Source organism: Intrasporangium sp. (assembly GCF_039812505.1).
Lineage (GTDB): Bacteria > Actinomycetota > Actinomycetes > Actinomycetales > Dermatophilaceae > Intrasporangium_A.
The window spans coordinates 1-10,921 of record NZ_JBDIAQ010000007.1 but is presented as its reverse complement, the minus strand read 5'-3'; the positions used below and the strand labels follow the sequence as shown (position 1 = coordinate 10,921).

Sequence of the window (10,921 nt, the reverse complement as noted above, 5' to 3'; positions counted from 1 at the left end):
CAATGTTCACCGACCCCTTGGCTTCATGGCCCGCCGTATTTGACGCTTCTCGGATGACGGGCTGGTCAGTCGTACTGTGCTGATTGGACGAGGAGTGTGTCGACGGTGACGCCGCGTTCGAGGTCGACGAGGTAGGCGACCGTGGCCGCGATGTTCTCCACGCCGATGACGAGGCTACGGTCCATGTCGGGTGTGGCCGCCCATCGCATCGGGGTGTCGACGGGGCCGGGGCAGATCGGGACGACGCGGATGCGTTCTGGCGCGAGCTCGACGGAGAGGGCGCGTGCCATGCCGAGAACGCCGGCCTTGGCTGCGGAGTAGGCCACGACGGGGTAGCCCTTCAGGGCTGTTTTCGAGGTGATCAGGATGAGGCTGGGGTTGTCGCTGGCCCGGAGCAGGGGCAATGCTACCTGGGCCACGTGGAAGGCCGAGCTGAGGTTGGCGCTGATCTGCTCCTCCCAGTCCTGCACCGTGGTCTCGTCGAAGGAGCGCATCATGCTGCGCCCGACCGTGTGGACGACGATGTCGAGCCGGGTGCCGATGCCGCCGATCGCTGCTTCTACTTGGTCGCGGTCGGTGGCGTCGAAGGGGAGGGCCTCGCAGCTTCCGCCCGCGTTCTGGATCTCGTCGGCGACCGCGCGAAGCTTTCCCGTGGTGCGTCCGCCGAGGTGTACGTGGGTGCCGGTGGTGGCCGCGAGGCGGCAGGCTATTGCACGGCCCATGCCCTGGCCGGCTCCCACTACCAGTGCGGTGCGTGTCATCTGTGGGGCTCCTTCGTTTCGTGGTTGTCGGCTCGTGCGAGGGGTGGGGTCCGGCGGCGGCCGCCCGGTTCAGGGGAGTGGCTGCCACTGCTCGAGCAGGTCGGTTAGGGTCCGGACCCCGTAGCCGGTGGCGCGCGCGTCTGCGCTGGTTCCGGCCATCGCCGGGCCGGCGATGTCGAGGTGAGCCCAAGGGATTTTGTCGGGTACGAAGGCGCCGAGGAACAGCGCGGCGGTGAGCGCCCGCCCGGTGTCGGTACCGGGGTGGTTGCGCAGCCGCGCACCGGGAGCCCGAGAGCGGATCTGATCTGCGTACCGGGGTGCCCACGGCAGCGGCCACAGGGGCTCACCGACCCGTTCGGCGGCCGTGAGCAAGCGTTGCCCAAGCGTGTCGTCGCGGGCGATCAGGGCGCCGATGTCCACGCCGAGGGCGGTGACTGCTTGGTAGGTCAGAGTAGCAACGTCGATGACTGCCGCGGGGGCCGAGCCAGCCTGGGTGCCTGCGGCGAGCACGAGCGCGTCGGCCATCAGGACGCGACCCTCGAAGTCGGTGTCGACGACTTCGACGCGAGCGCCGTCGAGCATGGTGATGATGTCGCCGGGTCGGGTGGCGCGGGTGCCGGGCAGGTTCTCGGCGAGGGGAAGTAGTGCCCGGACGGGTGTGCCGACGCCGAGGTCGCGTAGCGCGCTCATCGCGGCGAGTACGGTCACGGCGCCGGCCTTGTCGCTGTGCATGCCGACCATGGCTGCGGGCGACTTCATCGACAGGCCGCCGCTGTCGAAGGTGACCCCTTTGCCGACCAGGCAGACGGGCGGGCGTGACTGCTCGCCGCCTGCGGGCTGGTATATGAGTTCAACGAGGGCCGGGGGGTTCGGTGACCCGGATCCCACCGCGATGATGCCGCCCATGCCGGCGGCCGCAGCATCCGCGGCGTCCCAGACCCGGGTGGACAGCCCGGATCGTTCCGCCGTCTCGACGGCTCTGCCTGCCAACACCTTTGGGGTGACCTCGTTCGCGCGGGTATCGATCAGGTCACGGGCTAGCTGGGCGGCTCGGGCATCGACATAGGCTCGTGAACGGGCTTCGGCAAGACCCGGCGCGTCGGGCAGGCCGACCAGGTGGATGCGGCACCCGGTCGCGGCGGCGGGCCCGCCTAGCCCGTCGGTGAGGCCAAGGCATGCAAGCCGGAGCGCTCGCGCGAGCGGCAGGCCACTGTCGGTCAGCGCCGTGACATCGACGAACGTGTCCCCTCCACGTGCCCACGCGTGCGCCTGCAGGCGGCGGCCCACCTCGCGCGCCCACCGGTGGATCGCCTCCGGCGCAGGGACGCGGCCCGGCCGGTTGTCAACGCCCCAGCCGGGGGCTGGGCCGTGCAGTGTCGTCCCGGACTGGTCGCGGGTCAGGTGTTCGGTCTGCCCGGGCGTGGTCGGGACCACTCGCAGGGTCGGGCCGCCGAAGGGCTCCGGGTCGTCTGGGACCAGCGGGATCGTGGTGCTCAACCGTGCCGTCCTCCTGTGCGCCGGCCGCGACTGCGCGGGCATCAGATGACACAGCACAGCACCCTCGCATCGCCCGGCAGGGTGCGGGCAGCCCATAACGGGCACCCGGGACTGGGCGACAGGCACCGTCTTACCGGTTCGTGACTTCCTAGCCTGAGCGGCACCCGGATGGAAGGAACCAGCAGTGGCACAGCAGCGCGTGTCGATGGACATCGGAGGCACCTTCACGGATGTCATCGCCTATGACGAGGAACTGGGCAGCTATCGGGCCGGCAAGGCCTCCACCACGCCGGATGACCTGACCGAGGGGGTCAACACGGCCTTGGGTGCCCTCGTGCGCGACCCGGCCGACATCTCCTTCCTGGTGCATGGCACGACCCAGGGACTCAACGCGTTCTTGACCCGACGCGGAGAACGGGTGCTGCTCCTGGCGAGCGAGGGCGCCAGCCATCAGCTGCACATCGCGCGCGGGCCACGCTGGCGCCTGTATGACCTGCATTACCGCAAACCCGAGCCGCTGGTCCCGCTGACGGACATCGTGCCGATCGCCGGCAGGTTCTCGGCGGAGGGCGAGCAGCTCGTCCCGCTCGACGAGGACGCGGTCCGCCAAGCGGCCGTACGGGCCCGCGCCGAGGGCATCACCGCGATCGCTGTCGGCTACCTGTTCAGTTTCCGCTTCCCGGCGCACGAGCTGCGCACCCGCGAGATCCTGCGGGAGCAGCTCGGCCCCGAGGTGACGATCAGTCTCTCGCACGAGGCGGCTCGGGAGTGGCGTGAGTACGAGCGGACCTCATCGGCCACGATCGAGGCCTACACCGGCCCGGTGGTACGGCGTTACCTGACCCGGCTCGAGGACGACCTGACCGGGCGGGGGTTGGCTGTGCCCCTTCACGTGATGCAGTCCTCCGGCGGCATCCTCACGGTCGACTCTGCCCGCCAGCGGCCGCTGCAGACCTTGCTGTCCGGGCCGGTCGGTGGGGCCATGGGCGGGGTGGCTCTCGGAGAGGCAATCGGGCGTGACCACCTGATCTGCGTGGACATGGGCGGTACCTCGTTCGATGTGTCGCTGGTGATCGGCGGCAAACCTGATCTCACCCCCGAGACCAGCCTGGAGGGCCTGCCCATCCTGATGCCGGTGGTCAACATCCACACGGTCGGCGCCGGCGGCGGCTCGATCGCTTGGCTGGAGCAGGGCGGCCTACGGGTCGGGCCGCAGTCCGCCGGTGCCTCGCCGGGCCCGGCCTGCTACGGGCGCGGAGGGACCGAGCCGACGGTCACAGATGCGAACCTCGTCCTGGGGCGAGTCGATCCAGCCTGGTTCGCCGGTGGTCAGATGGACCTCGACCTCGAGGCGGCCCGCACGGCGGTGGCCGGCCTGGGCGAGCTGCTCGGCCTTCAGACGGACGCCATGGCAGAAGGGATCTGCGATGTCGCCAACGCGAAGATGGCTCAGGCGATCCGGACCATAACCGTCGCCCGCGGCATCGAACCGCGCGACTTCACGCTGGTCGCCTTCGGCGGCGCCGGGCCCATGCATGCGGCCTTCCTGGCCCAGGAGCTCGGCATCCGGGAGGTCGTCGTCCCCAGGTTCCCGGGCGCGTTCTCGGCGTGGGGGATGCTGCAGACCTCCATCCGCACGGACCTGGCCGAGGCCTACTTCTTCCGGGACGTCGACCTCGACCGGGCCGACCTGGCCCGGCATCTCACGGCGATGGGGGAGCAGGCCCACGCCTTCCTCGACGGCGAAGGGGTCCCTGCCGGTGCGCGCACCCTGACCCATGCACTCGATGTGCGCTACGTCGAACAGGAGTACACCCTGACCGTGCCGCTGCTTAGCGCCGAGGAGCCGCACAACGGTGCGTTCCTGACGATGCTTTCCGAACGGTTCGCGCAGATGCACGAGCACCGGTTCGGGCACGCCAACCCCGGCGCACCGATCGAGGTCGTGACCTTGCGCACCACCGGTCTCGGCGATCTGGGCCACGCCAAGACGACGACGGCCCCGCTCGTGGGCGACCAGTCAGCGCGCTCGACCCACCAGGTGGTCTTCGGCGGCAAGCCGGTGCCCGCGACGGTCGCCCGGCGCTCCTCGCTGTCGGCCGGCGACCACCTGCCGTCACCCACGATTGTGCTGGAGGAGACCGCGACCACGGTCGTGCCGCCCGGATTCCGCACGACCGTGGACGACTACGGCAACCTCGTCCTTACCACGGAGGCACCCCTGTGACTACCCAGCCCGACCCCGTCACCGTCGAGATCATCCGCAACGCCCTCACCTCGGCCGCCGCCGACATGAACGCGTCGTTGATCCGGTCCGCCTACACTCCGATCATCTACGAGGGGGGCGACTGCGTGGTTGCCCTGCTTGACGACCAGCATCAGGTCCTGGGCCAGTCCGCGGGGCTGCCCATCTTCCTGGGCAACCTTGAGACGTGCACGATCGCCACCGAGGAGATGTTCGGCCGAGAGGTGTGGCAACCGGGCGATGTCTGGATCCTCAACGACAGCTACCTGGGCGGGACACACCTGAACGACGTCACGATCTTCGGCCCGGTCTTCGTCGACGGCACACTTGTCGGGTTCACCGCCTCCCGCGCCCACTGGATCGACGTGGGCTCGAAGGACCCGGGCGGCTCCATGGACTCGACGTCGATCTTCCAGGAAGGGCTCCGGCTCGGCCCGCAAAAGCTGGTCGCGGCCGGCGGGCCGATCCGCCCGGTCACCGACACGATCACCCGCAACGTCCGGTTCCCCTACCCCACCACCGGGGACATGCACGCGATGATCGCCTGCATCGAGATGGGCCAGACTCGTCTGGCCGAGATCGTCGCCCGGTTCGGGCTCGAGACGGTCCGCGCCGCCCGCGACGACATCTTCGCCCAGACCGAACAGTTCGAGCGGGCCGCTATCGCCGCGATCCCGGACGGCGTCTATGAGGCCGAAGGCTTCCTCGACAATGACGGCGTGGACCTGGACACTCCGGTCCGGGTCCACCTGCGGATCACCGTCACCGGTGACTCGATCGACTTCGACGTCCGCGACTCCGCGGACCAGACCATAGGCCCGGTCAACTGCGGTGTCGCCCAGGCGATCTCGGCATGCCGGGTCGGCTACAAACTGCTCATCAGCCCCGACGTCCCCGGAAACGGCGGCTCGTTCCGCCCGATGACGGTCCAGGTCCGAGACGGCTCCGTGTTCGGCGCGATCGCCCCCGCAGCCTGCCAGTGGTACTTCTCGCACCTGGGTCTGCTCATCGACCTCGTGGCGCAGGCGCTGGCCCCGGTCATGCCGGCCCAGGTCGCCGCGGCCAGCCACGGCGACTCGATGATCGTCATGCTCGCCGGCCACGACCCCCGGGTCGGCCGCGATTACGTCAGCCTGGAGGCGACCCTCGGTGGATGGGGTGCCTGGGATGGCTCCGACGGTGAGAGCGCCCTGATCAACAACGTCAACGGCTCGCTGAAGGATCTGCCGATCGAGGTCTTCGAGTCCCGCTTCCCGTTGCGGGTGCGTGACTACGCCCTGCGGCAGGACAGCGCCGGCGCGGGCAGGTGGCGCGGCGGGGTCGGGGTCGTGCGCGAGTACGAGGCGCTGCACGACTGCACGATCTCCCTGTGGTTCGAGCGGTCCGTCACCCCACCGTGGGGTCTCGAGGGCGGCGCCGCGGGGGTCGGGCCCGAGATCGTCGTCAACCCCGGCACCCCCGACGCGCGGCGACTGCTCAAGTGCAACGGCATGCGTCTTCGCCCCGGCGACCGGGTGCGCTGCCTGACCAGCGGCGGCGGCGGTTATGGCGATCCTGCCGACCGGGACCGCGGCCAGGTGACGGCCGACCTCGCGGCCGGCCTCATCAGCGTTGCCGCCGCGCAGGGCGTCTACGGGGTAAGGATACAGACCGGCTGACAATGCCGGCGGCGCGAGTAGGGATCACATCGGCGCTGTTTGGATCGCCACTGGTCGCGCCGCCTGCAAGTCGGCTCTGCTTCGTATCGGCGGCAACGTGTGTCAGCACCGTCAGTGGCCAAGAAGGTGTGCTGCCATGTGGATGCCGAGCCGGGTGCCGGGGTCGTCGAGGTCGAGGCCGACGCGCCGGATCCGGTCGAGTCGGCCCGAGACTGTGTTGCGGTGGACCCCGAGCAGCTCGGCGGCTCGGCCCGTGGAGCCGCCGCAGTCGAGATAGGCCGCCAGCGTGCGGGCCAGGACCGCGCCGTCCTCGACGTCGACCAGCGGCGCCAGCATGTCACCGGCTGCTTCACGAAGCGCAGGACTTGCGGCCGCGGCGAGGAACGCGCGGGGGCCTACCTCTGTGAACGGGAGCACCCGCGCATCGGGCTCGTCCTGGGCGGCCCTGGCGGCGAGCTCGGCGCGCCGCAGCGACGCGGTGAGCCCGTCGTGATCGACTGGTGTGCCGATTCCTGCGACGAGGGGCACTCCGACAGCGACCTCGTCGAGGCAGCGGCGCAGCAGCGCGAGCAGGGATCGCGTTGCTTGTCGGTCGAGCGCCGGGCCGGGCTCGCCGTCAGGATGGTCGTTCTCGAAGCTGAGCCACACGCCCCAGCCGGCTCCGTGCCGGACCGGCCCGGTCAGGTCGCCAGTCTCGGGCCACGCTGCGGCTAGGGCCAGGTCGAGGTCGTCGTCGACCTGGACGGCCAGGCTCGCGGGCAGGATGCTGCCGGCGATCAGGCGCGGGCCGATCTGCCAGCCGAGCCGTTCGGCCGCGGCGCGGGGTTGCGATGCCGGATGTTCGAGGGCCGCCGGCGCCGACCACGGACCGGTGCTCTCGTGGGCCAGGTGGCTGTCGGTTCGTTCCGGGTCGGTCAGCTGCCGCAGTGCCCATCGCTCGAGCTGGCGCCGGCGCGCCAGCCTGATGCGGCTGGTGGCCTCGCAGGCGATGATCTGCGCCCGGGCGATCTCGAGCACCACGCGCACCGTCCGCGCCCAGGCCACGGACCCGCGATCGATCGTGGCGAGGAGCTCTCTGCCACGGGGGATGTCCATCGGCCCCATCGGCAGCCGGATCCACGGCTCTGGTCCGGCCGGCTCATGGTTGTCCCGGGGTGGGTTGTGCAGGGTGACGTGCACTCCGGGCAGTTCGGCCTCGATGACATGTAGGACCGCGTCGACCTCGCCCTGGCGCGCCAGGCGCTGCGCGCATCTGGCGATGAGCCGGGCGCGGCTTGCCTCGGGGTGAGCCACGACCGCGGACAGCTCGAGCGCCAGGGTCGGTAGGTCTCCCCGGTGGATGCCGAGCGGTACGGACAGCCGTTCGGCAAGGCTGATCACCGACGGCGCGGCGGTGACGTCGAGCCCGCAGATGACCGCCCTGACGTTCCGCTCCCATGCGTACCGGACTGTGATAGCCGTCGCCCAGGCTGTCTGGGCGATGCCGTGCTGCAGGACGACAAGTGTGCCCGGCCGGGCGGCACGGACCTGCTCGACGTCATCGATGAGCCGGATCTCGTCGACGACCCGGCCGAGCCCGGCCAGGGCGTGCATGCGTACGCTGCGCATCGGCTCGGCCCGCAGCACCTCGGCGAGAGTGATGCTCTCGGAGGCGGTGTGAAGGGTCCTCATCGCAGGCCCCTCCGGTAGGGCAGGTGCAGCCCGAAGGCGCGCGGCCCGGCCCGCCCGATCCCATCGGGTGTGTGCCACCGTTCGTGGGCGGGCAGCAGCAGGACGTCCACGGTGTCCCCTTCCTGCAGATCGAGCAGGTCGACCGTTCGCCCGCGCAGCGGATCCAGCAGGCAGATGACATCCGGTGCACAGCCCGCGACGGCCCCGTCGACCAAGGCGAGGACGGCCTCGTTGCGAACCTCCAGAATGATCTCGGCACCGGCGGTGCCGCTCTTGGCCAGGCGGATGGAAACGGGCCCGGCCGGCTGGGTTCTCGGGGCGCCTGGCTCCGCATGCTGGATGATCTCGGTGATCTGCCCGCGCCCGATCATCCGTCCACCGAGCTGCCGCGCCAGACGTGGGCCGAGCTGTCCTCGCCCCGATCGGAGGGTCGCTCCGGCGGCGACGGCCCGTGACAGGCTGCCTGGGATCCCCGCTGCGGCCAGGCGCGTCGCGGGCGCAGGGTAGAGCGCGGTGAGCAGCCACCCTCCCGCGCCGGCGAGAGCGGCCCGCTCCACCGCTTCCCCGCGCCGCAGCGGGGACTGTACTGACAGCACGTCACCCCAGGGACCGACCCCGACCAGCGGTGCGGGGTTCAGCCCGGCCAGCGCGAAGGTTGACTGGTCGATCAGGGGCAGCACCTGTCCCTGCCCGTCCACGTCGATCAGCGGCAGCTCGAGCAGGCACGCTGCGGCGACGGCGAGCAGCGCGTTGATGCCGGCCGCGTTGAGCGGGGCGATGGCGTGCATCCGCACCCCGAGCAGGTGCTCGAGCTGCCGCACTGCGGTAACGGGTTCGTCCCCTGCCGGTGGGATCTCGTAGAGGGCCGCCAGTGATCCGACCAGACCCACCGTGCACGCGTGGGTGTGCTCGCCGAGCCGGCTGGCGGTGTTGCCGGCTGGGATCAGGGGCAGCGGGCCGTGCTGGTCGAGAAGCCGCCCGACCCACCGTTCCAGGGCACCGGCGAAGGTGCTTGCGGCGGTGAGCACGCCGAGCTGGGCTCCGGAGAGCAGGTCATCGAGGTCGTCGCCGGTCAGGACGGTTGGGGCACCGGGGCGGCCGTTGTCGTTGTCGTCCTGGCCGGTTCCACCCTGCTGCGTGGGGGAGTGCACGGGCTCTCAGCTCGTCTCGATCGGCAGGCCGACGACGTGGACGCGCAGCAGCACGGGGCCTGGCAGGAGGAAGGAGAGCGGCGCGTGGTGGTCGGTGAGGGTCCGCAGCTCGACCGGCCGGTCCGTCGCGGCTAGGACACGCCCTTGGGCGATCTGCACTAGGAGGTGACGCATCTGCTGCACCTCGTCGTTGCTGGACGCGACGGCGTATTTGATGATCTCGGACTGTGGCAGCGAGGCGCGGGCGCCGAGGGCGGCGAGCAGGGGTGGGTCCTCGGTGACGACGTGGACATCGGGTAGCTGGCCGCTCAGCACGGCCGTGAATGCCTCGAAGCCGCGGTTGTCTGCGGCCGTGATGCGCGTCAGGACTGTCGGCCGGTCCTCGACGAGGTCACGGGTCAGGTCTGCGGCGGCGGGTCCGGTCAGGATCGACTGGACGGCGTTGCGTTGGCTGAACCGCAGGTCGCCCAGTTGCGTCGAGCGGCGCACCAGCTGGGTGCGTAGGACCCCTTGCCGCATGGTGAGCAGCCGGGCGTGGTCTCCGACCCAGAGGAGGATGACCGCGGTGGTGAGACCGGCCAGTGCTGCGGCGCCTTGGGCGATGAGGGCGTTCGTGGCGCCGAGGAGCCGGGTGGGCATGGCCCGTGCGTCCTCCACGCCGAGCCGGGCACCGTCGGCGCCGGCGAGGCACAGCGCAGATCCGGTGCGTGCCGTGGCCGTCTCGAGGTCGTCTAGAAGGCCGGCGGTCGCGGGCAGGAGCGCGGCGGCCAGGACGGCCGACTTCTCCCGCTCGAGGAACCTGCGGCCCCCGGCGGTGTGGGCCAGAACCACGGGGCACGGCGGCGCCAGGCGGACCAGCTGCTCCGCGACCGAGTACTCGACCTGGCTGTCGAGCAGTGCTCCCATCGCGCTGACACAGATGGCGACCGAGCCCTGCTGCTCTGCCAGCCGAATGGCCTCGCCGATCCTCGAGGTGTCGGTTGGTATGACGCGCCCGCCGTGCAGGTCGATCCCGCCGGTCAGGTGCAGCCACCCGCCGTCGAGCTGGCGGCTTAGGTGGGCGGGCCAGTCGGTGAAGGGGTCTGCGATCGCCCTGGGGGACGGCGCGACCCGGACCACGGTCACCCTGCCCAGCCGACACCCGGGGTTGTGGCCGGTGGGCTGCTGGGCAAGCCATGCGTCGAGAACTGGGCTCACGTCGGCCACGAGCCGGGCACCCTCGATGCCGGCCTCGCGCAGCAGGTCATAGAGACCGTCCGCGACGGCTTGTCCGTGCCGGAGGGCACGGACCCATGAGGACGGCCCGTGTGCGCCGTCCTCACCGGTGATCCTCGCAGCGGTGACCTGCCTCGTGCAGACGCGAACCCCCCAGGTATCGCTCACTGGGTCAGTGTCGCGCATCGCAGGACTACCGCCGGGCTAACGGCGGCGTCGCCTGAGCACCTGGTCGACGCTGACGGCGATGAGGATCAACGCGCCGGTGAGGACCTGCTGGTAGGTGGTGTCCCAGCCAAGCAGGTTGAACCCGTTGCTGAACAGCTGCAGGATCAGCACGCCGGCGGCGGCACGCCAGATCGCTCCCTCGCCGCCCATGATGCTGGTGCCGCCGACAACGGTCGCCGCGATCGCGGTCAGCTCGAGACCGGTGGCAAGGCTCGCTTGGGCCGACCCGCCCCGGGAGGCGAGGATCAGGCCTGCTAGGGCGGCGGTGACGCCGGAGATGACGAGGGTGAGGATCCGCACCCGGGCCACGCTGATGCCCGAGAGCCGTGCCGCCTCGTCGTTGCCGCCGACGGCGTACAACTCGCGCCCGTAGGTCGTGCGGGCCAACAGGAACCAGGTGATGGCGAGCACACCGATGTAGGTCCAGCTCGCGAGGGTCAGCCCGCCCGGGTTCACCTGGTAGTTCAGGACCCGGAACGCGTCGACCTGGCTGGC

The 10,921-nt window shown here is 70.7% G+C and carries 8 protein-coding genes; 2 read left to right on the top strand and 6 right to left on the bottom strand.

Annotation, left to right across the window (positions count from 1 at the left end; all coding sequences use genetic code 11):
* Positions 1-65 precede the first annotated feature (65 nt).
* Positions 66-761, bottom strand: coding sequence for an SDR family NAD(P)-dependent oxidoreductase (locus WMI84_RS02150; RefSeq protein ID WP_347350355.1), 696 nt, complete (start codon positions 759-761; stop codon positions 66-68).
* A gap of 69 nt (positions 762-830) precedes the next feature.
* Complete coding sequence (locus WMI84_RS02145; protein ID WP_347350354.1) at positions 831-2,195, bottom strand: leucyl aminopeptidase family protein; 1,365 nt, start codon at positions 2,193-2,195, stop codon at positions 831-833.
* Between the two features lie 247 nt (positions 2,196-2,442).
* Between WMI84_RS02145 and WMI84_RS02140 the strand changes: the two genes are divergently transcribed.
* Complete coding sequence (locus WMI84_RS02140; RefSeq protein ID WP_347350353.1) at positions 2,443-4,485, top strand: hydantoinase/oxoprolinase family protein; 2,043 nt, start codon at positions 2,443-2,445, stop codon at positions 4,483-4,485.
* Positions 4,482-6,161: a hydantoinase B/oxoprolinase family protein gene (locus WMI84_RS02135; RefSeq protein WP_347350352.1), complete on the top strand. Its 1,680-nt coding sequence runs from the start codon at positions 4,482-4,484 to the stop codon at positions 6,159-6,161. Before WMI84_RS02140 ends, WMI84_RS02135 begins: the two co-directional genes overlap by 4 nt.
* Positions 6,162-6,272: 111 nt before the next feature.
* Here the strand turns inward: WMI84_RS02135 and WMI84_RS02130 are convergent, their stop codons facing one another.
* From WMI84_RS02130 to WMI84_RS02115, 4 genes are all read right to left on the bottom strand, one after another.
* Complete coding sequence (locus WMI84_RS02130) at positions 6,273-7,832, bottom strand: helix-turn-helix domain-containing protein (RefSeq protein ID WP_347350351.1); 1,560 nt, start codon at positions 7,830-7,832, stop codon at positions 6,273-6,275.
* The gene (locus tag WMI84_RS02125; protein WP_347350350.1) at positions 7,829-8,983 is read right to left on the bottom strand and encodes a DUF917 domain-containing protein; all 1,155 of its coding nucleotides are present in this window, start codon (positions 8,981-8,983) and stop codon (positions 7,829-7,831) included. The genes WMI84_RS02130 and WMI84_RS02125 overlap by 4 nt, the downstream gene beginning before the upstream one ends.
* A 6-nt stretch (positions 8,984-8,989) precedes the next feature.
* Entirely contained in the window at positions 8,990-10,366 is a 1,377-nt protein-coding gene (locus tag WMI84_RS02120) for a hypothetical protein (RefSeq protein WP_347350349.1), read from the bottom strand.
* Between the two features lie 36 nt (positions 10,367-10,402).
* Positions 10,403-10,921 (bottom strand): ABC transporter permease (locus WMI84_RS02115; protein ID WP_347350348.1); only part of this gene is annotated, 519 nt, incomplete at its 5' end.

Excerpts from the sequence above, each read along its gene's own strand:
- WMI84_RS02150 (WP_347350355.1), bottom strand. The coding sequence starts at position 761 with ATGACACGCACCGCACTGGTAGTGGGAGCCGGCCAGGGCATGGGCCGT.
- WMI84_RS02130 (WP_347350351.1), bottom strand. The coding sequence starts at position 7,832 with ATGAGGACCCTTCACACCGCCTCCGAGAGCATCACTCTCGCCGAGGTG.